Annotated in this window: 22 protein-coding genes; 7 read left to right on the top strand and 15 right to left on the bottom strand. The window is 68.7% G+C overall.

Annotated elements, in window-relative coordinates; translation table 11 throughout:
• Positions 1-52: 52 nt before the first annotated feature.
• From AC1DJ5_RS11595 to rdgB, 7 genes are all read right to left on the bottom strand, one after another.
• Entirely contained in the window at positions 53-1,639 is a 1,587-nt protein-coding gene (locus tag AC1DJ5_RS11595) for a YifB family Mg chelatase-like AAA ATPase (protein WP_477020683.1), read from the bottom strand.
• Between the two features lie 82 nt (positions 1,640-1,721).
• A complete protein-coding gene (gshB, locus tag AC1DJ5_RS11590; protein WP_477020682.1) occupies positions 1,722-2,672 on the bottom strand; it encodes a glutathione synthase in 951 nt (316 codons plus the stop codon).
• Between the two features lie 100 nt (positions 2,673-2,772).
• A complete protein-coding gene (locus tag AC1DJ5_RS11585) occupies positions 2,773-3,585 on the bottom strand; it encodes a SirB1 family protein (RefSeq protein WP_477020681.1) in 813 nt (270 codons plus the stop codon).
• Positions 3,582-4,010 carry a YraN family protein gene (locus AC1DJ5_RS11580; RefSeq protein ID WP_441455246.1) on the bottom strand — a complete coding sequence of 143 codons (429 nt, stop codon included), beginning with the start codon at positions 4,008-4,010 and terminating at the stop codon, positions 3,582-3,584. Before AC1DJ5_RS11580 ends, AC1DJ5_RS11585 begins: the two co-directional genes overlap by 4 nt.
• On the bottom strand, positions 4,007-4,882 hold the full coding sequence (gene rsmI / locus AC1DJ5_RS11575) for a 16S rRNA (cytidine(1402)-2'-O)-methyltransferase (RefSeq protein WP_477020680.1): 876 nt from the start codon (positions 4,880-4,882) through the stop codon (positions 4,007-4,009). The genes AC1DJ5_RS11580 and rsmI overlap by 4 nt, the downstream gene beginning before the upstream one ends.
• A gap of 46 nt (positions 4,883-4,928) precedes the next feature.
• Entirely contained in the window at positions 4,929-6,113 is a 1,185-nt protein-coding gene (gene hemW, locus AC1DJ5_RS11570; RefSeq protein WP_477020718.1) for a radical SAM family heme chaperone HemW, read from the bottom strand.
• A 16-nt stretch (positions 6,114-6,129) separates the two neighbouring features.
• Positions 6,130-6,732 (bottom strand): RdgB/HAM1 family non-canonical purine NTP pyrophosphatase, encoded by a 603-nt coding sequence (rdgB, locus tag AC1DJ5_RS11565; protein ID WP_477020679.1) that lies wholly within the window; start codon positions 6,730-6,732, stop codon positions 6,130-6,132.
• A gap of 456 nt (positions 6,733-7,188) precedes the next feature.
• On the opposite strand from rdgB, the gene AC1DJ5_RS11560 reads away from it, so the two are divergent.
• Genes AC1DJ5_RS11560 through AC1DJ5_RS11550 form a run of 3 tightly spaced genes read left to right on the top strand, consistent with a single transcriptional unit; the run spans position 7,189 to position 8,661 of the window.
• Entirely contained in the window at positions 7,189-7,782 is a 594-nt protein-coding gene (locus tag AC1DJ5_RS11560; RefSeq protein WP_441455243.1) for a DUF2975 domain-containing protein, read from the top strand.
• Between the two features lie 23 nt (positions 7,783-7,805).
• Positions 7,806-8,051 (top strand): helix-turn-helix domain-containing protein, encoded by a 246-nt coding sequence (locus tag AC1DJ5_RS11555; protein WP_441455242.1) that lies wholly within the window; start codon positions 7,806-7,808, stop codon positions 8,049-8,051.
• Position 8,052: 1 nt separating this feature from the next.
• Positions 8,053-8,661, top strand: a complete 609-nt coding sequence (locus tag AC1DJ5_RS11550) for a Smr/MutS family protein (RefSeq protein WP_477020678.1) — start codon at positions 8,053-8,055, stop codon at positions 8,659-8,661.
• 49 nt (positions 8,662-8,710) lie between these two features.
• Here the strand turns inward: AC1DJ5_RS11550 and ccmB are convergent, their stop codons facing one another.
• Positions 8,711-9,376: a heme exporter protein CcmB gene (ccmB, locus tag AC1DJ5_RS11545; protein ID WP_477020677.1), complete on the bottom strand. Its 666-nt coding sequence runs from the start codon at positions 9,374-9,376 to the stop codon at positions 8,711-8,713.
• Positions 9,373-9,993 carry a heme ABC exporter ATP-binding protein CcmA gene (gene ccmA / locus AC1DJ5_RS11540; RefSeq protein WP_477020676.1) on the bottom strand — a complete coding sequence of 207 codons (621 nt, stop codon included), beginning with the start codon at positions 9,991-9,993 and terminating at the stop codon, positions 9,373-9,375. Before ccmA ends, ccmB begins: the two co-directional genes overlap by 4 nt.
• A 196-nt stretch (positions 9,994-10,189) precedes the next feature.
• On the opposite strand from ccmA, the gene acnA reads away from it, so the two are divergent.
• Positions 10,190-12,895, top strand: coding sequence for an aconitate hydratase AcnA (gene acnA, locus AC1DJ5_RS11535; RefSeq protein WP_477020675.1), 2,706 nt, complete (start codon positions 10,190-10,192; stop codon positions 12,893-12,895).
• 165 nt (positions 12,896-13,060) lie between these two features.
• The gene (locus AC1DJ5_RS11530) at positions 13,061-13,735 is read left to right on the top strand and encodes a hypothetical protein (RefSeq protein ID WP_477020674.1); all 675 of its coding nucleotides are present in this window, start codon (positions 13,061-13,063) and stop codon (positions 13,733-13,735) included.
• Between the two features lie 12 nt (positions 13,736-13,747).
• On the opposite strand, the gene AC1DJ5_RS11525 is transcribed toward AC1DJ5_RS11530, so the two are convergent.
• A complete protein-coding gene (locus AC1DJ5_RS11525) occupies positions 13,748-14,635 on the bottom strand; it encodes a hydrogen peroxide-inducible genes activator (protein ID WP_477020673.1) in 888 nt (295 codons plus the stop codon).
• A 429-nt stretch (positions 14,636-15,064) separates the two neighbouring features.
• On the opposite strand from AC1DJ5_RS11525, the gene AC1DJ5_RS11520 reads away from it, so the two are divergent.
• Complete coding sequence (locus AC1DJ5_RS11520) at positions 15,065-15,613, top strand: peroxiredoxin (protein ID WP_477020672.1); 549 nt, start codon at positions 15,065-15,067, stop codon at positions 15,611-15,613.
• 169 nt (positions 15,614-15,782) lie between these two features.
• Positions 15,783-16,316: an alkylhydroperoxidase, AhpD family gene (gene ahpD, locus AC1DJ5_RS11515; protein WP_441455233.1), complete on the top strand. Its 534-nt coding sequence runs from the start codon at positions 15,783-15,785 to the stop codon at positions 16,314-16,316.
• 79 nt (positions 16,317-16,395) lie between these two features.
• Here ahpD and AC1DJ5_RS11510 read toward each other — a convergent pair whose 3' ends face one another.
• From AC1DJ5_RS11510 to miaB, 5 genes are all read right to left on the bottom strand, one after another.
• A complete protein-coding gene (locus tag AC1DJ5_RS11510) occupies positions 16,396-16,812 on the bottom strand; it encodes a helix-turn-helix domain-containing protein (protein WP_441455232.1) in 417 nt (138 codons plus the stop codon).
• A gap of 180 nt (positions 16,813-16,992) precedes the next feature.
• Complete coding sequence (gene lnt, locus AC1DJ5_RS11505) at positions 16,993-18,579, bottom strand: apolipoprotein N-acyltransferase (RefSeq protein ID WP_477020671.1); 1,587 nt, start codon at positions 18,577-18,579, stop codon at positions 16,993-16,995.
• Complete coding sequence (gene ybeY, locus AC1DJ5_RS11500; protein WP_477020670.1) at positions 18,576-19,031, bottom strand: rRNA maturation RNase YbeY; 456 nt, start codon at positions 19,029-19,031, stop codon at positions 18,576-18,578. The genes lnt and ybeY overlap by 4 nt, the downstream gene beginning before the upstream one ends.
• Entirely contained in the window at positions 19,031-20,026 is a 996-nt protein-coding gene (locus AC1DJ5_RS11495) for a PhoH family protein (protein ID WP_441455228.1), read from the bottom strand. The genes ybeY and AC1DJ5_RS11495 overlap by 1 nt, the downstream gene beginning before the upstream one ends.
• 99 nt (positions 20,027-20,125) lie before the next feature.
• Positions 20,126-21,520, bottom strand: a complete 1,395-nt coding sequence (gene miaB, locus AC1DJ5_RS11490; protein ID WP_477020717.1) for a tRNA (N6-isopentenyl adenosine(37)-C2)-methylthiotransferase MiaB — start codon at positions 21,518-21,520, stop codon at positions 20,126-20,128.
• Between the last annotated feature and the right edge of the window lie 24 nt (positions 21,521-21,544).

The raw sequence follows: 21,544 nt of genomic DNA, 5'->3' as shown, positions 1-21,544 counted from the left end.
CGGCGATCCTAGCGCCCAAGGGTTAAGCGTGGCCGAATGAGGATTTCTGGCTTCAGAAGGCGGGCGTCTCGCTGCGGTGCGCGGTCTGACGATCGAAATCGCCCTGGGCGCCGACGGTCGTACGGCGATACATCAGAGCCTCGGCGACGTGGCGGCGCATCACCCCGGTGGAACCGTCCAGATCGGCGATGGTGCGCGCCAGCCGCAGGGTCCGGGTCCAGCCGCGCGCGGTCAGCCCGCCAGCCTCGCCCGCCCGCATCAGCAGGGCCCGCCCCGCATCGTCCGGCGTGGCGAACCGGTCCAGGGTCTCGCCCGAGGCGCGGGCGTTGATGCCCTGATCGCGCGCCTTGTCGGGATCAAAGCCGGCCGCGCGGACGCGCTCTTCCTGCTGGGCGCGGGCCGTCGCCACGCGGATCGCGGCCTCGGCCGTGCCTTCGGCGGGAGGCGGCAGGGCCATGTCGGCGGCGGTCACCGGCGGGGTCTCGACCGTCAGGTCGATGCGGTCGAACATCGGGCCGGAGATGCGGTTCTGATAGTCGCGCTGACACCGAGGCGCCTTGCCGCAGGCGCCGCGCCCCGATCCGCCGAGGCCGCAGCGGCAGGGGTTCATGGCCGCCACCAACTGGAACCGCGCCGGATAGCGGACATGAGCGTTGGCCCGCGCCACCACGATCTCGCCCGTCTCCAGCGGCTGACGCAGGCTGTCCAGCGCCTGGGCCGAATATTCCGGCAGTTCGTCGAGGAAGAGGACGCCGTTGTGCGCCAGCGAGGCCTCGCCCGGTTTGGCCCGCAAGCCCCCGCCGGTCAGCGCCGCCATCGACGCCGAATGGTGCGGCGAGCGGAAGGGCCGGTCGCGGGTCAGGGCGCCGCGCTGGATCAGGCCGGCCACCGACCAGACCATCGACGTCTCCAGCAGTTCCTGCGGCGTCAGCGGCGGCAGCAGGCCCGGCAGGCGCTGGGCCATCATCGACTTGCCCGAGCCGGGCGGGCCGATGAACAGCAGGTTGTGGCCGCCCGCCGCCGCGATCTCCAGCGCCCGCTTGGCGCTTTCCTGGCCCTTGACCTCGCGCAGGTCGGGCACGGCGCCGCCTGCCGTCACCGGGCCGGGCTCGGGCGCGCGCAGCACCTGGGTTCCGCGGAAATGATTGATCAAGCCGATCAGGGAGCGGGGCGCCAGGATAGCCGTGTCGCCGGCCCAGGCGGCTTCCGGCCCGTTGGCTTCAGGGCAGATCAGGCCCAGTCCCATGGCCCCGGCCGCCATCGCGGCGGGCAGGGTTCCGCCCACCGCCGCGATCTGGCCGTCCAGCCCCAGTTCGCCGACCGCCGCCCAGCCGTCCAGGGCGTCGGGCGCGATCACCCCCATGGAGGCCAGTAGGGCCAGGGCGATAGGCAGATCGAAATGGCTGCCCTCCTTGGGCAGGTCGGCGGGCGCCAGATTGGCGATGACCTTCTTGGGCGGCAGGGCCAGGCCGATGCCGGCGAAGGCCCCGCGCACCCGCTCGCGGCTCTCGGCCACCGCCTTGTCCGGCAGGCCGACGATGGCGAAGGCCCCGGCGGGCGTCGCCACCTGCTGCACCTCGACGTCGACCCGTCGCGCCTCGACCCCGTCGAAGGCGACCGTCACCACCCGCGCGACCATGCGTTCTCTCCCTCTGCCCGAAGGAGAACAAATCACGAACCATCGTCCACTGCAAGAGCAGCGTTACGGCAGGCTTGAGCGCCTAGGCGGCCTCGCGCTTCTTGCGCTCGATCACGTCCCACATCAGGGCCGTCGCATCCACGCCCGAGAACTTCAGCAACTGCTGGGCGCCGGTGGGGGAGGTGACGTTGATCTCGGTCAGATAGTCGCCGATCACGTCGATGCCGACGAAGACCAGGCCGCGTTCCTTCAGATAGGGGCCGATGGCGGCACAGATCTCGAGGTCGCGGAGGGTCAGTTCAACCGGCGCCGCCGTGCCGCCGACGCGCAGGTTGGAGCGCACCTGATCCTTGGCCGGGATGCGGTTGATGGCGCCGACCGGCGCGCCGTCGATCAGGATGATGCGCTTGTCGCCCGCCGCGACGGCCGGGATGAATTTCTGGATCACCAGCGGATCGCGCGACCCGGCGGCGTGGATCTCGATCAGGGCTTCCAGGTTGGGATCGTCGGCCTTGAGCCGCACCACGCCCGAGCCGGCGGCGCCGTGCAGGGGCTTGAGCACCACGTCGCCGTGGCGGCGGTGGAAGTCGACCAGGGCCACCGGGTCCGACGACACCAGGGTCGGCGGCTGCAGGCCGGGGAAGAGGGTGGCGATCAACTTCTCGGGCGCCGAGCGCACCTCGGCCGGATTGTTGACCACCAGGGTCTTCGGATGCACCCGCTCCAGAAGATAGGTGGCGGTGACATAGGCCATGTCGAAGGGCGGGTCCTGACGCATCAGGATGACATCCACGTCCTCGGCGAGGTCGAGGACGACCTCGGGGCCGAAGTCGGCGTGCTCGCCCTGGACCGTGTTCACCGTCACCGGCCGGGCGCGGCAGAACAGGCGGCCGTCTTCCAGCGCCAGGGTGCGGAAGTCGTAGATCCACAGCTGGTAGCCGCGCGCCTGACCCGACAGGGCCATCAGGAAGGTGGTGTCGGACTCGACGTTCACCGCCTCGAGCGGATCCATCTGGATGGCGACCTTGAGCATGATGTCCTTTCGCGACGTCAGAGCGTTGCAGATGCGCGGCGACAGGCCCTGACGCAAGGGCGCGCCCGGTCTTTCCCGCCGACCTGCCTTCTCAGCCGTCTCAGTTCAACCGCAACCGCATCCGGTCCATGCCGGCGCGATGGGCGTCCGCCGGATCGCCCAGAAGGCGCGCCCGCGACAGGGCCTCCAGCGCGCCGGTCAGAGCGCCCTGCTTCTCGCGCGCGGCGGCGACGTCCAGCCAGGGCCGGTGATCCTCGGGGTCCAGCAGGGCGCGCCGCAACGCCGAACGTTCGGCCCCTTCGTAGTCCTCAATGCTCAGCGCTCGGACGAACAGGATGTTCTGCAACCGGATCAGGGCCTGACGGTCGCTGACCGGGGCCATCAGCAGGTCCAGTCGGTCGGCCACGTGCGGCGTCAGCCCCGCCAGCAACGCCCGTCGCGTCAACTCGCTAGGCAGGACCAGGCGTCCCTGGCTGAAGGGGTCCAGCGCCACCGGCCCCTCGGGCGTTTCGACCCGCAGCAGGACGTGGCCGGGGAAGTCCACCGCCGCCGCCTTCAGCCCCGCGCGCCGCGCGGCGTCGAGATAAAAGACCACCAGGGCCGCCGACAGACCGCGCCGCCGCTCGGCCACGTCGATGACGTCGGTGTTGGCCGGATGCTCGTGGTTCAAGAGGTCGCCGTTCAGCCGCAGGTCCGACGCCATGGTCTCGGCCAGGGCGTCGTCCGGGCTTTCATTGGCCCCCCGCTCCCGGACCCTCTGAGCGGCCTGGTCGGCCAGCAGGCGGACGGGCTCGGGATCGCGGAACGGATAGTCGTGAATGGCGCAGGCGATAGCGCATTCGAGCAGCGGAAAGCTGTCGTCCTCGGCGGTTCCCGCCTGGGTCAGAATGATCTCCGCTTCCTCGCGGGTCACGTGATGTCCGTTCCTGTCGTCGTCACTGCGCGAAGATGACGCGGAAATCGTCCGGGAGCCAGCGCCACCATATCAATCCGCAGGATCAGCCCCCGCAGCGAGGGGCGGCTACGGGCTAAGGCCAGCCCGGCGGCGACCAGGCGACCGTGCTGTTCCGGCCCGAGCGCCAGGATGGCCGCGTCGATCGTGCGGCGTCTTTTGACCTCGACCACCGCCAGGGTGCGGCCGCGTTTCGCCAGGATGTCGATCTCGCCGCCCCGGCCCTTCAGGCGAAAGGCCAGGATCTGATAGCCCTTGAGCATCAGCCACAAGGCGGCGGTCCATTCGGCGCCGTGGCCCTCGCGATGCGACCGCCCGCCCAGCGCCTGACGCCAGCCCGATTTGGGCCGAGGCGGCGACGGCGGGGGCCGCAGGCGGGGCTTCACCCCCGGCCCTGCATTTCCAGCGCCCGCTTGTAGAGGGGCTTTCTGGGCAGGTTGAGCGCCTTGGACACCTCGGCGGCGGCCTCGCCGGGCGGCAGGCGGGTCATGGCCTCGGTCAGGGCCGCGTCGGCGTCGGCGGCGCTGGCGACCTCGGCCTCGCCGGGGCCGATGACGATGACGATCTCGCCCTTGGGCGCGTCGCAGCGCGGGTTGACGGCCAGTTCGGCCAGGGTGCCGCGCACGGCCTCCTCATAGAGCTTGGTCAGTTCGCGGGTGACGGCGGCGGGGCGGTCGCCCAACACCTCGGCCATGTCGGTCAGGCTGTCCTTCAGACGCGGACCGCTCTCGAAGAAGACCAGGGTCTGACGCCCGGTGCGCAGTTCCTCCAGCATGGTCTTTCGCGCCCCCGACTTGGGCGGCAGGAAGCCGGCGAACATCACTCGGTCGGCGGGCTGGCCCGCCAGGCACAGGGCGGCCAGCAGGCTGGAGGCGCCGGGGATGGGGTGGACCGGCAGGCCCTCGGCGATGACGGCGCGGGCCACGACATAGCCGGGGTCCGACACCAGGGGCGTGCCGGCGTCGGAGACCAGGGCCACCACCTCGCCGGCCTTCAGCCGCTCGATGGCGATCTCGGCGGCGCGCGCCGAGGCGTGGTCATCGCAGCGTTCCAGCTTGGCCTTCAAGCCATAGGCGGTCAGCAGCTTGGCCGTGACGCGGGTGTCCTCGGCCAGGACCAGGTCGGCGGCGGCCAGAACATCCAGAGCGCGCAGGGTCATGTCCCGCAGATTGCCGATGGGCGTCGCCACCAGATAGAGGCCGGGCGCGACGGAGCGCGCGGGCGGGGCGGTCGGCGGGAAGAGCGAGGCGTCTGACATCGGCGGGACCCTGCCAGCCTGCGCCTTCCGGGTCTAGGCCGGGTGTCTAGGTCAGCAGGGCGCGCAGCACAGCGTCCAGCACCGGACGGCCGGTCGCCGTGGCGGCGACGCGACCCCCGTCAAACCGCAGGAAGCCGTCGGCGATCAGGTCAGCGAGCGCGCCAGCCTGATCCGACAGGCCGAGCGTCTTCAGGGTCGTCAGCGGCACGCCCTCGACGGTGCGCAGCCCCAGCAGGACAAGCTCCTCGGCGGCGCCCTGCGGATCCAGCGTCTCGCGCTCGGCCCAGGGCGTCCCGGCGGCGACGCCGGCGACATAGTCGGCGATGCGGCGATGGGCGACCGTGGCGGTGCGGCCCCCGGCCAGGGTCAGCCGCCCGTGGGCCCCGGGGCCCAGACCCAGATAGTCGCCGCCGCGCCAGACATGCAGGTTGTGACTTGAGCGGGCGGCGACGTCGCGCGCGTGGTTGGACACCTCATAGGCCTCGAACCCGGCGGACTCGAGCACAGTCTGGGTGGCTTCATAGAGGGCAGCGGCCAGATCCGCGTCGGGCGGGGTCAGCGCACCCCGCGCCAAGGCCCGGCCAAAGGCCGTCGTCGGCTCTATGGTCAGTTGATAGGGCGAGACGTGTTCGAAGCCGAGGTCCAGCGCCGTGGTCAGTTCCGCCGTCCAGTCGGCCACGGATTGCCCCGGCCGGGCGTAGATCAGGTCGATGGACAGACGCGGGAAGGCCTGGGCCGCCGTCTGAACCGCGCGCCGGGCCTCCGCCGCCGAATGGTCGCGGCCGAGAAACTTCAGCGCGGCGTCGTCGAACGACTGCACCCCCATCGACAGCCGGTTGATCCCCGCCTGGGCCAGGGCGGCGTAGCGGCCGGCCTCGGCGTCGGTGGGGTTGGCCTCCAGCGTGATCTCGATCTCGCCTTCGGGAGGGAACAGCGCCTTGGCTCGTTCGATCACCGCCGCCACGGCCTCGGGCGGCATCAGCGAAGGCGTGCCGCCGCCGAAGAAGATCGAGGCCAGGCGGCCCGGCCCGACCAGCCGTCCTTGCGCCTCCATGTCCGCCAGAATGGCCTGGACCAGCCCCGCCTGCTCCTCCACCCGCCCCCGGTCGCGCACGACGTTGAAGTCGCAGTAGGGACAGATGCGGGCGCAGTAGGGCCAGTGGACATAAAGCGCCACATCCTTGGGGGCCCTATCGCCGCCTTCGCGGAAGGCGGCTGCTTGAGGGACCAGCGTAGAGGGCGGGGCCTCAGTCAATCAGCGCCGCCTTGAGCCGGGCGAAGGCGAGGGCGCGGTGGCTGATCACGTCCTTCCGGGCCGGGTCCATCTCGCCGAACGTCAGGTCCGAGCCGTCGGGCTGGAAGATCGGATCATAGCCGAAGCCCCGGTCGCCGCGCGGCGGGAAGACCAGGTCCCCGTCGAGGCGGCCCTCGACCACCACGCAGGGGCCGTCGGGCCAGGCCACGGCGAGGGCCGAGGTGAACCAGGCGCGGCGATCGGTCGAGCCGATCTCCTCCAGCCGTTCCTCGACCTTCTTCATAGCCAGGGCGAAATCCTTGCCCGGCCCCGCCCAGCGCGCCGAGAAGATGCCCGGCGCCCCGTCCAGGGCCGCGACCGACAGGCCGGAGTCGTCGGCCAGCGAGACCTCGCCCGAGGCCTCGGCCGCATGGCGGGCCTTCAGCATGGCGTTGCCCACGAATGTGCTCTCGGTCTCGTCCGGTTCGGGCAGGTTGAGGCTGCCGGCCGTGACGATCCTGTAATTTCCGTCGAGCAGCGCTTCGATCTCGCGCGCCTTGCCCGGATTGTGGGTCGCGGCCACCAGCCGCATCCCTTTGATCAGCTTGAGATTCATCAGGCCACCTTAGTCCCGTCCGATGCATTGCGGAAGTTTAACATCGTTAAACGATATGTAACGTGCTTTTCGACGAGGTCGCCCCTATCTTCAATCTCAAGAACGGGGGTCGCACCGTTCAAACGAAGCGATAAAGACGCAACGTTCACCCAGCGACACAACAGAAACGCACGAAAATCGTGCAATCACGGAGAGATACGATGCAAGCGATGAAAACCTCGATCTGGATGGACCGCGTCGGCCACGGCTTCTTCAACGCCCTTCTGCTGGCCGCCCTGCCCACCGCCGCCGTCGCCATGCTGATCCAGAGCCTGTGATCCGACTCCGGATCACGACTTCGATCGCATGGAGGCTTTGACGATCGACATGAAGACCGCGAAGAATAGCGCCGCGTGAGGGTTCGCCGGACCCCGCGCGGCGATCGCCGCCTGAACGACCGGCTTGAGACCTGACTTCATGCGCCTCCCGAAACTGGTTTCCATCGGGATTCGTGCGCCGCGCCTGACCGGCGCCAACCTGCGCACGCTCGGCCCCGGCTCCGTGTCCAGCCTGCTGAAGATCGCCCTGGACGTCGCCTACGTCCTTCTGGCCCTGATCACCGGCCTGCTGCTGCTGCTCTGGGTCGCCTCCATCTTCATTCCCATCGACCATCTGAATCTGACCGTCAGCGACGGCGCCGACGGCCGGCAGATGCCGCTGACTCGCCCCCTGCTGCTGTTCGGCCTCGGGGCGATCACCGCCTATTTCGGGGGCTTCCTGATGATCCTGCGCGGCCTGCGCAAGATCTTCCGCACCCTGACGCTGGGCGATCCCTTCCAGCCCGAAAACGTGCGCCGCCTGCGCCAGATCGGTCTGATCCTGGCGGTCGTGACCGGCGGCGTCTGGCTGACGCAAGGCCTGGTCGCCGCCCGGCTGGCCCCCGGCGTCATGGAGCCGCAAGGGATCAGCGACCTGCTCACCCCCCTCTTTTCCGTCCTCGTCGTCTTCGTTCTGGCGGAGGTGTTCCGCGAAGGGGCGCGCCTGCGCCGCGAATCCGAACTGACGATCTGATCCCGAAACGCTAAGCTCATCCCATGGCCATCCGCGTCCAACTCGACCGAATCCTCGCCGAACGGCGCATGTCGCTGACGGAACTCGCCGACCGCGTCGGCGTGACTGTGGCCAATCTGTCGATCCTAAAGACCGGAAAGGCGCGCGCCGTGCGCTTCTCGACCCTGGACGCCCTGTGCCGCGAACTGGACTGCCAGCCTGGCGACCTGCTGGCCCACGAGCCGGGTCCAGGGTCCGATCTGGGCGACGCTTTCGACTCCGAGGACTGAGGTGGCCCGAAAAGGCCCGCCCGCCTCTTCCGACGACGACAAACGCATCTGGGCCCGCGTCACCGGCACGGTGACCCCGCCTGCGCGCCGCAAGGCCGCCCGCGTCACCCCCGGCGCGGTTGTGCCTGATCCTGAAACGGCGCCCGTCCCGGCCTCGGCTGCGGCCAAGCCCGCACGCGGCGTCGCCGGCAAGAAGCGCAATGCGCCGCCCGTCGATCAGACGCCGACCTTCGAGGCTCTGGGCGTCATCGCCCCCGTCAAGCCAGCTCCGAGCCGCGCTCGACCCACGCCCGAGGAGCTGGAGCCGCGCCGCCAGCGCCGCCTGTCGCGCGAACGCGATCCGATCGAGGCCCGCATCGACCTGCACGGCTTCGGCCGGTTCGAGGCCGAGGACCAGCTGCGCGGCTTCCTCATCAGCTGCCAGATGCGCGGCCTGCGCTCGGTTCTGGTCATCACCGGCCAAGGGCGGCGCGGCGGCGGGGTGATCCGCAGCTCGGTGCATGACTGGCTGACCGGACCGAACCTGCGCGGCGTGGTGTCCGGCTTCGCCTCGGCCCACCGCCGCCACGGCGGCGACGGCGCCCTCTACGTCACGCTGAAACCGCGCTAGATTTCGTTTCCCGCCGGGATGAGCGGTAGTGAGAGGTGTCCGACGCGTCTTAGCTCTGGGCGTTGCGGACCGCCGCAGCCCCGGCCAGAGGCGCGATGACGATGGCGAACAGAACATAGGCGCTCAGCAGGGCCAGGGCCGACAGCGGGTCCTGCCCATGGGCCGCCCGCGTCAGGGCGCCGGCGCCGAACACCACCGGCGGAATGAACAGCGGCAGCACCACCACGGCGATCAGCAGACCGCCGCGCTTGGCCCCCAGGGCCAGGGCCGCGCCCAGAGCCCCGGTGAAGGCGAAGCCCAGGCCGCCGATGGCCGCCGCCAGCGCCGTCAGGCCGATCAGGGAGGCCGGCTGGCCCAGGGCCAGGGCTGCGACCGGCGCGACGATGGCCAGCGGCAGGCCCGTCGCCAGCCATTGCGCCAGGGCCTTGATCGCCACCGTCGCCTCCAAGGGCAGGGGGCCCAGCGCCAAGAGGTCCAGCGCCCCGTCCTCCAGATCGCGCTCGAACAGCCGCTCCAGCGACAGCAGCGAGGCCAGAGCCAGGGCCATCCAGCTAGCGCCCGAGGCCGCCGGGGCCAGAACACGCGGATCGCCGCCCGCCGCCAGCGGCAGGATGGCGGTCAGGCACAGCATGAAGCCGCAGGCCAGCAAAGGCCCGCCGCCGCCGCCCCAGGCCAGCGACAGCTCTCGGCCGAACAGGACGCGCACGGCCCTCACGCCAAATCTCCCAAATCCAGATTGCGCGCCGGGACGGGCAGGGGATCGTGCACCGCCGCCAGGATCATCCCCCCGGCCGCCAGATGCGCCGCCATCAGTTCGGCGGCGACCGCCCGCCAGCGCTCGTCCAGCGGGGCCAGGGGTTCGTCCAGCAGCCAAAGGGCGCGCGGCGCGGCGACTAATCGCGCCAGCGACAGGCGGCGCTTCTGGCCCGCCGACAGCTTGCGCGTCTCCAGATCCAGCAGGGGCGACAGCGACAGGCGCGTGATCGCCGCCTCGCGCCCCGGGTCGTCCCCGCCCAGCCAGTCGGTCTGGAAATCGAATTCCTGCCGCGCCGTCCGCGTCGGTTTCAGGCCTTCGAGGTGGCCCAAAAGATGGACGCCCTCGCGCGCCGTCTCAGCATCCAGCTCCGTACCGTCCGCGCCGGAGAATGTGATCGCCCCGGCATCCGGCCGGATGAAGCCCGCCACGGCTCGCAACAGGCTGGTCTTGCCCGCCCCGTTGGCGCCGGTCAGGGCTGTGGCCGCGCCCGCCGAAAGGCGCAGCGACAGGCCCTGGAACAGGACACGCTCGCCGCGCGACAGGCTCAGGGACTGGATGTCGACCGCCTTCAGCATGACCCCGCCGATTTGCGAACCCCTCTCAATGTCCACGACCACGTTGTGGATACATGGACGATCCGCGCGGCGAGGATTATACGCGCAAGCGCCGCAGCAGGCTTTCGCCGCGCGCGCCTGGGACCTGTGCGCCCCGGCGTACAGCGCGCGAAGGCGCAACCGAATTGTCGGGCGGCGTTAGTCAGAGGACCTCTCCATGCCGTCGATTGACAGCCTCAAGACCCGCCAGGATCTCGCCGTCGGGCGCAAGAAGTACGCCTATTACAGCCTTCCCGCCGCCGAGGAAGCCGGTCTGACCGGGATTTCCCGCCTGCCGCGCTCGATGAAGGTGCTTCTCGAGAACCTGCTGCGCAACGAAGACGGCGTCTCGGTCACCGAAGACGACCTGAAGGCCGTCGCCGCCTGGATCGAGAACAAGGGCGCCGTCGAGCACGAGATCGCCTTCCGTCCGGCCCGCGTGCTGATGCAGGACTTCACCGGCGTTCCCGCCGTGGTCGACCTGGCCGCGATGCGCGACGCCATGGCCAAGCTGGGCGCCGACGCCGCCAAGATCAACCCGCTGGTCCCCGTCGACCTGGTCATCGACCACTCGGTCATGGTCGACCACTTCGGCGACGCCAAGGCCTTCGGCCAGAACGTTGAGCGCGAGTATGAGCGCAACATCGAGCGCTACAACTTCCTGCGCTGGGGTTCGTCGGCCTTCAACAACTTCCGCGTCGTCCCCCCCGGCACCGGCATCTGCCACCAGGTGAACCTGGAGAACCTGGCCCAGACCGTCTGGACCCTGGACGAAGGCAAGAAGACCGTCGCCTATCCCGACACCGTCGTCGGCACCGACAGCCACACCACCATGATCAACGGCCTGGCCGTCCTGGGTTGGGGCGTCGGCGGCATCGAGGCTGAAGCGGCCATGCTGGGCCAGCCGATCCCGATGCTGATCCCGGAAGTCATCGGCTTCAAACTGTCGGGCAAGATGCCGGAAGGCGCGACCGCGACCGACCTGGTCCTGACCGTCACCCAGATGCTGCGCAAGAAGGGCGTGGTCGGCAAGTTCGTCGAGTTCTTCGGCGACGCCCTGGTCGGCATGACCATCGAAGATCAGGCCACCATCGCCAACATGGCCCCGGAATACGGCGCCACCTGCGGCTTCTTCCCGGTCAGCCGCGCCACCATCGACTATCTGACCGCCACCGGCCGCGAAAAGGCGCGCGTCGCCCTGGTCGAAGCCTACGCCAAAGCGCAAGGCCTGTGGATCGACGAGACCTCGGAAGACCCGGTCTTCACCGACGTTCTGGAACTGGACATCTCGACGGTCGTGCCGTCGCTGGCCGGTCCCAAGCGTCCGCAGGACCGCGTTGAACTGACCACCGCCGCCCCGGCCTTCCAGACCGCCCTGGCCGACGTCTTCGGCCGCGCTGTCGACGCCGAGCGCGTCTCGGTCGACGGCCAGAAGTTCACCGTCGGCGACGGCGACGTGGTCATCGCCGCCATCACCTCCTGCACCAACACCTCCAACCCTAGCGTCCTGATCGCCGCCGGTCTGGTGGCGCGCAAGGCCCACGCGCTGGGCCTCAAGGTCAAGCCCTGGGTCAAGACCTCGCTGGCCCCCGGCTCGCAGGTCGTCACCGACTATCTGACCGACGCCGGCCTCCAGAAAGACCTGGATGCGATGGGCTTCAACCTGGTCGGCTATGGCTGCACCACCTGCATCGGCAACTCGGGCCCGCTGGACCCGGCGATCTCGAAGGCGATCAACGACAACGGCCTGGTCGCGACCTCGGTCCTGTCGGGCAACCGCAACTTCGAAGGCCGCGTGAACCCGGACGTCCAGGCCAACTACCTGGCCTCGCCGCCGCTGGTCGTGGCCTACGCCATCGCCGGTTCGATGCGCATCGACATCACCAAGGAGCCGATCGGTCAGGACAAGAAGGGCAACGACGTCTTCCTGAAGGACGTGTGGCCGACCTCGCAGGAGATCGCCGACATCCAGAAGAAGTCCGTCACCCCGGCCATGTTCGCCAAGCGCTACAAGGACGTCTTCAAGGGCGACAAGCACTGGCAGGCCATCAAGGTCACCGGCGGCCAGACCTATGAGTGGGACGACAAGTCGACCTACGTCGCCAACCCGCCCTACTTCGAGGGCCTGTCGATGGAGGCCTCGGCCGTCACCGACATCGTCGAGGCGCGCATTCTGGGCATCTTCGGCGACTCGATCACCACCGACCACATCAGCCCGGCCGGTTCGATCAAGAAGGCCTCGCCCGCCGGCGTCTATCTGACCAACCACGGCGTCGACGCCCTGGACTTCAACAGCTACGGCGCCCGCCGCGGCAACCACGAAGTCATGATGCGCGGCACCTTCGCCAACATCCGCATCCGCAACAAGATCACCCCGGACATTGAGGGCGGCGTCACCAAGCACTTCCCCTCGGAAGACACGATGTCGATCTATGACGCGGCCATGCGGTACCAGTCGGAAGGCCGTCCTCTGGTCGTCTTCGCCGGCAAGGAATACGGCACCGGCTCGTCGCGCGACTGGGCGGCCAAGGGCACCCGCCTGCTGGGCGTCCGCGCCGTCATCGCCGAAAGCTACGAGCGCATCCACCGCTCGAACCTGGTCGGCATGGGCGTGGTTCCGCTGCAGTTCAAACAGGACGGCTGGAACAAGCTGGGTCTGACCGGCGAGGAGATCGTCACCATCCGCGGTCTGACCGACGCCAACATCGGCAAGCTGAAGCCGCGTCAGGACCTGTGGGTCGAGATGTTCCGTCCGTCGGACGGCAAGATGGCCCGCTTCCCGGTCCGCTGCCGCATCGATAACCAGACCGAGCTGGACTACTTCAAGGCCGGCGGCGTCATGCCCTACGTCCTGCGCAACCTCGCGCGCGGCGAGGCTGAATAGGTCTCTGGCTCAAGTCTGAAATGAGAAGGCCGGCGGAGCGATCCGCCGGCCTTTTTGTTTGGGCGCGGGGTCGATGAGGAATTCATAGCTGCCGATCATTGCTATCTAAGCACGGCAGCGCCTAGCTTGAGGTTCAACACCAACATCTAGCTAGGAGTTTCCTGAATGCGTGGTCTCGGTGTTGGCCTAACGGTTCTGGTTATTGGCTTTGCGTTGGCTGCCGGGCTGCTGGCTTCCAAACGCGAGAGCTATTTCGATCCCGCTCTCTACCGGACCAACTACCCTTGCTCATTCGAGGCTCGCGACGGGTCGCGTCCTCTGGACCCTGAAATCGAAAGCTGGTTCGCTAGTCCGCTTCGCAATGCTGGTGAACGGCCGCTTTACAACGCGAAGATCGACGGAAAGACCACCCTCCGCTTCACCTTCGTGCCATCCTTTGTCGAACCCCTCGTTGTCCGGATCGATGACCTCTACGGGCAAAGCCCTCGTCTGACCGCAACGCGCTATGTCGGCCAGGTTCATATGAAGGAGGGACCCGATCACCTGGTTCGAGACCTTTCACACGAGGAAGCGGCCTCGATCATCGCGCTCATCAGCAACAGCGCCGTTCTTGATCTGCCTCCGGACTCCTGCCTGTCGGGCGTCGACGGCGTGGTCTATCTGATCGAAGCCAATGGCCCCGACGGCTATCGCTTTATCAATCGCTGGGCCGTCGAGGAGGGAGCGGTATATGACCTCGCCAACGCCATGTACCGCCTGACCGGCTGGCCCAACGGTCGGCAAGGCCCGGACCGAACCGATATTGACTGGCCGCCTCGATCGGACGCCGTCGAAGGCTGATCGCCTCGTCGCTCAGTCCAGCTTTAACGCCTCAGCCAGCAGGCGGGCTTCGGCGGCGCGACTGGAGCCGGCGCGCCAGGCGACGACGATCTCGCGGCGGGGGGCGTCGGCGGAGATGGGGCGGACCACGACGCCGGGGTTGTCAGCCAGACCGGCCTGCACCGCCATCTGCGGCAGGAAGCTGACGCCCAGCCCGGCTGAGACCATCTGCACCAGGGTGTGCAGGGAGGTGGCGGCGAAGACGTCCTCGCCGCGCGGAGCCTCGATATTGACCGCCGCCAGGGCCTGATCGCGCAGGCAGTGGCCGTCCTCCAGCAGGATCAGGTCGTCGGATTTCAGCATCCCCTCGGGGATCGGTCCCGAACCCGACAGGGAATGAGCCACCGGGATGGCGGCCAGGATCTCGTCGTCGCCGATGCGGGCGTGATCGATGCCCGGCGCGTCGTAGGGCAGGGCGATGACGGCGGCGTCCAGCTGCCCCGCCTTCAGCCCGGCGACCAGGCGCGGGGTCAGGTCCTCGCGGATGAAGAGGCGCAGGGCCGGGTATTTGTCGCGCAGGCCGGGCAGGGCGGCGGGCAGCAGGAAGGGGGCGACGGTGGGGATGATGCCCAGGCGGAACCGGCCCGACAGGGGCTTGCCGGCGTTCTTGGCCGCCTCGACCAGGTCTTCGGTGCGGGCCAGGACGTCCTCGGCCCGGCGCACCGCCTCGGCCCCCACGGCGGTCAGTTGCACCGCGCCGCGCGTGCGCTCGACCACGGGGGCGCCCAGCACTCGTTCCAGTTCCTGCACCCCCGAGGACAGGGCCGGCTGGCTGACGTGGGCGGCGTCGGCGGCGCGGCTGAACGAGCCGTGCTCGGCCAGGAGTTTCAGATACTGGAGCTGACGCAGGGTGGGGAGCATGGAGCCTTCGGGCGCATTGGCGCGGCGGGAGCGAGCCCTAACAAATAGGCTTTCACTATCTCCAAAGCAAAAACAATCGACTGACCTTATAGCCAAGCCCGGCGTCTATGCGGCCGACGCCGGCGGGTCCGCGCCGCTGTGGCCGAAGGCCGCAGGAAGGCGAGCGAAGAACCGACCGCCCCGCCCATGCACCTGGAGGGCGCGGCCCGTCTTGAGGCGGCGGATCAGGCCCCGGCTAGGCTTGCGCGCCTCGAGCCGGCTTCGACCACGGGTGGAGCCGCCAAAGTCGCCTTTGACATAACCCAAATCTATTCAAGTTCGCAAAATGATCGATTTGACTTCGTGTCGGCCAGGCCCCATCTGAGACCCACGGCGGGTCGCTCCCCGATCCGCCGGCCCCTTTCTGAACCAGCTTTATGGAGAAGCGCGATGCTCGGCGTCGGTCAAAAACTTCCGGAATTCAAGATCACTGGCGTGAAGCCGGGCTTCAACAACCACGAGGAAAACGGCGTCTCGGCGTTTGAAACGCTGACTCAGGACAGCTTCGACGGCAAGTGGAAGGTCATCTTCTTCTACCCGAAGGACTTCACCTTCGTCTGCCCGACCGAAATCGCCGCCTTCGCCGCCCTGAACAAGGACTTCGAGGACCGCGACACCGTCGTCCTCGGCGGCTCGACGGACAACGAGTTCGTCAAGCTGGCCTGGCGCCGCGACCACGCCGACCTCAACAAGCTGCCGATCTGGCAGTTCGCTGACACCGGCGGCAAGCTGGCCCGCCAACTGGGCATCCTGGACGAAGAAAACGGCGTCGCCCTGCGCGCCACCTTCGTCGTCGACCCGCACAACGTCGTCCAGCACGTCTATGTCACCAACCTGAACGTCGGCCGTTCGCCGGAAGACACGCTGCGCGTCGTCGACGCCCTGCAGACCGACGAACTGTGCGCCTGCAACCGTCCGGTCGGCGGCGCCACGCTGTAAGCGTAGCGACCTGACCGAATGAAGGGGCGGCGGCGGTTCTCCGTCGCCGCTCTTTCTTTTTTAGGGCGCTATCGTCCTTCGGACTACTTGAGCGCGTTTTTGAGTGCGTTGCTTCAGCGCCCTTTGTGCCACCGGCCGACAGTCGGCCCCCTTTTACGGAGACTTCCTCATGTCGATCGACGCCCTGCGTGAAATGATCCCGGCCTACGGCAAGGACATCTCGCTGAACCTGTCCTCGCTGGCCAATGAGACGGTGCTGAACGACCAGCAGAAGTGGGGCTGCTTCCTGGCCTCGGCTCACGCCATCGGCGTCGCCCCCGCGGTCAAGGCCATTGAAGCCGCCGCCGCCGCCGTCCTGACCCCCGAGGCCATGACCGCGGCCAAGGCCGCCGCCGCCATCATGGGCATGAACAATATCTACTATCGCTCGCTGCACCTGATGAAGAACAACGAGTACACGACCCTGCCGGCCAAGCTGCGCATGAACGTCATCGCCAACCCCGGCGTCGACAAGCTGGACTTCGAACTGTGGTCCACCGCCGTCTCGGCCATCAACGGCTGCGGCGCCTGCCTCGACGCTCACGAAGGCGAACTGCGCAAGCACGCGGTCCCCAACGTCCAGGTCCAGGCCGCCCTGCGCATCGGCGCCGTGGTCCACGCCGCCAGCCGCATCGTCGCCTCGGAGGCCGCCCTGGCGGGTTGATCCTCGCGGATCGCCGGACAGCAGAAAGGCGCGGAGCGATCCGCGCCTTTTTCGTATGCCAGCCGGCTGAGGGTGAGCCCTAGTCCTTGTCCCCGTCGGATCGGGCCGCCATCTCGCGCATCATGTCCAGGATCAGCTTCTGCTGTCGCAGCGACAGCTGCGGGGCCAGACGGCCCATCTCGATCGTCTGACGCGTCGCCGGAAAGTCATGCACGAAGGGCGACGCCTCGTCCTCGGCCATTCCGGGCCGAAGCGAGGTCAGCCCCTCGAAGAAGTAGCTGATGTCGACCTTGAAGAAGCGGGCGATGTCCCAAAGCTTGGACGCCGAAATCCGGTTGGCGCCCTTTTCGTACTTCTGAATCTGCTGAAAGGTCAGGCCCAGGGCCCGGCCCAGATCGCTTTGATTATAGCCCAGGGCGATCCGCTTTTCGCAGACCCGCCGCCCGACGTGCCGGTCCACCGGGTGGGGACCATCCTCTGCAGAGCCTCTGACCATACGTCCGCTCTCGTCCATATCAACGCCTGCCCTCAATTGTTCCGAAATGCGACGGATAGCCAGCACTGTCATTACAATTCGCGCGGCAGGCGTGCGCCCTCGTCAAAGCGGATCAGCGGGGTCGCCGTCTTCGGTCCAGGCGCCGATCCGCTGCGCCGGCGGGCGCGCGACCTCCCGCCGTCACGCCCGTCTCTGGCGACGGAACGGCGCGCCGCCCGCCAGCATCAGGATCAGCAGTCCGCCGAACAGGCCGTCGCCCCAGCGGCCGTAGAGGGTCGGCGCCGCCGGTTCGGGCAGGCGCACGTCGATGACGCCGGCATGGCCGGGATTCAGCCGCTTGCCGTCGATGATGCGTCCCCAGGGGTCGATCATGGCCGAGACGCCGGTAGGCGTGGCGCGGGCGATGGGCAGGCCGGTCTCGATGGCGCGATAGCTGGCCAGATTCAGGTGCTGGCGCGGGCCGGAGGTGGCGCCGAACCAGGCGTCGTTGGAGACGTTGACGATCCAGGCCGGACGCGCCGCGCCCCGGGCCGGGGTAAAGCCCGGATAGAGGCTTTCGTAGCAGATCAGCGGCTGGACCTTCGGAGCGTTGACCAGGCTGATCGGCGCGGGCTTGGGCCCGGCGCTGAAGTCGGCCGGAACGTGGACCAGGCTACGCACGCCGATCTGGCTCATCAGACGGCCCAGCGGCAGGTATTCGCCGAACGGCACCAGACGATGCTTGTCGTAGATGGCCCCGATCCTCAGCCCCGCCGCGCCCTCGTCATGCAGGGCGAACAGGCTGTTGAAATAGCGGGCGCCGCCCTCGGCGGTCGGATCCGCCTCGCCCCGGCTGATCCCCATCAGCAGGGTCTGACCGGTCTGAAGCGCCCCGGCGATGGCCTGGGCGTCGGACGAGTTGAAGACGTCGTTGGCCGTGGCGGGCAGGGCGCCTTCGGGCCAGACCACGACGTCAGGCAGGGCCGCCCCCGGCTGGGCCGTAAGCGCCACGTAGCGGTCGACGATGGCCTGATAGGCCTCGGGCGACCATTTCGATTCCTGCGGAATGTCGGCCTGAACCAGACGCACCAGCGTTGGTCCGTCTACGCGCTTCGCCGACGCCAGCCGCACGGTCCCGAAGGCGAACAGACCGGCCAGAACGACGACGCCCAGACCGGCCGCGATCAGGCGCGGCCGACGCAGCCCGCTGTCGGCCAGAAGTCCGAGCGCCGACACGGCCCCGAGCGTGACGAGGCCAAGCCCATAGACGCCCGCCACCGAGGCGAACTGCGACATGGCCGAACCGGCCAGCCAACTGGCCCCGGTCGGGTTCCAGGGGAACCCGGTCAGGACATGGCCGCGCAGCCACTCCAGCAAGGCGAACAGGGCGGCGAACAGCAGCACCCGCCGCACGGCGCCGCGCGGGGCGAAGCGGCGATAGAGGGCCGTCGCGGCGCCGAAAAAGAGGCCCAGCCCCATGGGCAGGAGGCTGGCGGCGAAGGGCGCCATCCAGGCCTGCTCCTTGTTGACCAGGAAGGCCTCGGCCACCCACCAGCAGCCGATGAAGAAATAGGCGAAGCCGGCCAGCCAGCCGACCCAGAAGCCGCCCTTCACCGTCCGCGACCGCTCGGTCAGCAGCATCAGCAGCGGATAGCCCAAGAGGCCCGGCAAAATCCCGAACGGCGGGTGCGCCAGGGCGGCGCCCGCGCCGGCCAGAAGAGCCAGGGCGATGCGGCCCCAGCGGTTCGTCAGCACGCCCCCCCACAGGGCCGACAAACGCTCGCTCATGCCTGGGCCTCATGTTCGGCTTGATAGGGATCGGCGATGCCGAGCGCGGCCAGGATTTCGCGCTCCTCAGCCTCCATCTCCTCGGCCTCGGCGTCGTCCTCGTGGTCGCGGCCCAGCAGGTGCAGCACGCCGTGGACGACCAGATGGCTCAGATGATCGGACAGGGTCTTGCCCTGCGTCTGCGCCTCGGCGGCGCAATAGGCGAAACCCAGCACCACGTCGCCCAGATGCGGAAAGGCGCTCTCGGCCGCCGGGAAGGACAGGACATTGGTCGGCCGATCCTTGTCGCGGAAGCGGGCGTTCAGGTCCTGAACGCCTGCGTCGTCGGTAAGCAGGACGACCACGTCGCCCTCAACCGCCCCCAGCGCCGCCGTCGCCGCGCGCAGGACCACGGCTTCAGTCTCGGGCAGGGCGGCGGTCCAGGCCGCGTCCTCGACTTCGATCTCGATCATCAGTCTTCGTCATCCTCAAGATCGGGCGAGGGCCGCCCCCGGGCCGCATCGGCGTCATAGGCGCGCACGATACGCTCGACCATGGCGTGGCGCACCACGTCCTCCGCCTTGAAGGCCTGAACCCCCACCCCCTTCACGTCCTGCAGGATGCGCAGGGCGTGACGCAGGCCGGAATCGCGCGGGTTCAGCAGGTCGATCTGCGACGGGTCGCCGGTCACCACCATCCGCGCGCCCTCGCCCAGACGGGTCAGGACCATCTTCATCTGCAGCCGCGAGGTGTTCTGCGCCTCGTCGACGATGATGAAGGCGTGGCTCAGCGTGCGGCCGCGCATGAAGGCGATGGGGGCGGCTTCGATCTCGCCCTTCTCGCGACGGCGCCGCACGTCATCGACGCCGAGGATGTCGTTCAGCGCCTCCCAGATCGGGGCCAGATAGGGGTCGACCTTCTCGTTCAGATCGCCGGGCAGGAAACCCAGCTTCTCGCCCGCCTCGACCGCCGGACGGGTGATGACCAGCCGGTCCACCTGGCCCCGCCGCAGCAGGCTGGCGCCATAGGCCGCCGCCAGGAAGGTCTTGCCCGTACCCGCCGGGCCGACGCCGAAGGTCAGTTCGCAACGGCTGAGCAGGTCCAGATAGCGCGCCTGGGCCGCCGTCTTGGGCGCGATGGCCCCGCGCCGACCGACCGGAAGGGCGATGGCGTCAGGCACGACCCGCCCCTGATCGGGACGCGGCTGCGACGCCGCCGCGCCCAGCGCCATGCGCACGTCGGCCTCGGTGATCTCAGCGCCCGTATCGGCCCGTTTGGCCAGGGTCTCGACGACGCGCTTTGCCTGAGCCCGGTCCCGCGCCGATCCGTTGATCGTCACGCCGCCGCCCGGCGCCTCGACCAGAACCTTGAAGGCGTCTTCGATCAGGGCGACGTGGCGGCTGTTGGGACCGATCACGGCCCGCAGCGCCTGATCGCTCAGGGACAGGAATTCGGACTCTCGCGCCATCAAAGTTCCTTTTTGGGTCCCTATCGTCTCGCTCGCGGGGCGAGACTACTTCAGGGACGCCGCAGTGAAAAATCGCAGTCTCGCCGTGAGCGAGCCGCTCTAAATAGTAGCGGTGTGGGCCAACCGCCCGTTCAAACTGTTCTGGGCGCCGCTGACGATCTCGACCGGAACGATCCGGCCCAGCAGATGATCCGCGCCGTTGACATGGACCGCCTGCAAGTAGGGCGACCGGCCGATGGCCTGGCCGTCATACCGGCCCTTCTTCTCGAACAGGACGTTCAGGGTCTTGCCCTTCTGGGCGGCGTTGAACGCAGTCTGCTGTTCGAACAGCAGGGCCTGAAGCCGGTGAAGCCGCGCCAGCGCCACGGCCTCTTCGACCTGGCCGCCCATGGTCGCGGCGGGCGTGCCGGGGCGGGGCGAATAGACGAAGCTGAAGGCGCCGGCATAGGTGACCTGGCGCACCAGATCGAGCGTGTCCTCGAAGTCCCGATCGGTCTCGCCGGGGAAGCCGACGATGAAGTCTCCGGCGATGGCCATGTCCGGTCGCGCCGCCCGGATGCGGGCGATCAGGTCGATGTATTTCTGACGCCCATGCTTGCGGTTCATCAGCCGCAATACCCGGTCCGACCCGGCCTGCACCGGCAGGTGCAGATAGGGCATCAGGGCGTCCAGATCGGCGTGGGCCGCGATCAGGTCGTCGCTCATGTCGTTGGCGTGGCTGGTCGTGTAGCGTATGCGGTCCAGGCCGGGGATCTCGGCCAGGGCGTAGGCCAGCCGGGCCAGGGTGAAGGGTTTTCCGTCCGGCCCCTCGCCGTCATAGGCGTTGACGTTCTGGCCCAGCAGGGTGACTTCGCGCACGCCCCGGTCGGCCAGGGACCGGGCCTCCGCCAGCACCGCCGCGACCGGCCGCGACCACTCGGCGCCGCGGGTATAGGGGACGACGCAGAAGGTGCAGAACTTGTCGCAGCCTTCCTGCACCGTCAGGAAGGCGGTCGGTCCTTCGCCGCCGCGCATCGCAGGCAGGGCGTCGAACTTCTCGTGCGGGGCGAAGTCGGCGCCGATGCGCTCGCCACGCGCTCGCGCCGTCCGGGTCAGCAGTTCCGGCAGTTGGTGATAGGCCTGCGGTCCGACCACCAGGTCGACCGCCGGCTGGCGCTTCATGATCTCTTCGCCCTCGGCCTGGGCGACGCAGCCGGCGACCGCGATGGTCATGCCGCCGTCGCCGCGCGCGACCTTGCGCTCGCGCATCTGCTTCAACTTGCCCAGCTCGGAATAGACCTTCTCGGCAGCCCGTTCGCGGATGTGGCAGGTGTTCAGGATGACGAAGTCCGCGCCCTCCGGCGCGTCGGTCGTGGCGTAGCCCAGCGGGCGCAGGACATCGGCCATGCGCTCTGAGTCATAGACGTTCATCTGACAGCCGTAGGTCTTGATGAACAGGCGTTTGGGCGACCCGGTCAGACCCTGGGCCTGGGCCGCGTCGTCCGCCGTTGCCATGGGCGTTGCGAGGGTGTCAGTCAT

The organism is Brevundimonas sp. 01N35 (genome assembly GCF_056399785.1).
The sequence above is the reverse complement of the archived record's forward strand: the minus strand, read 5'-3'. Positions and strand labels throughout refer to the sequence as shown.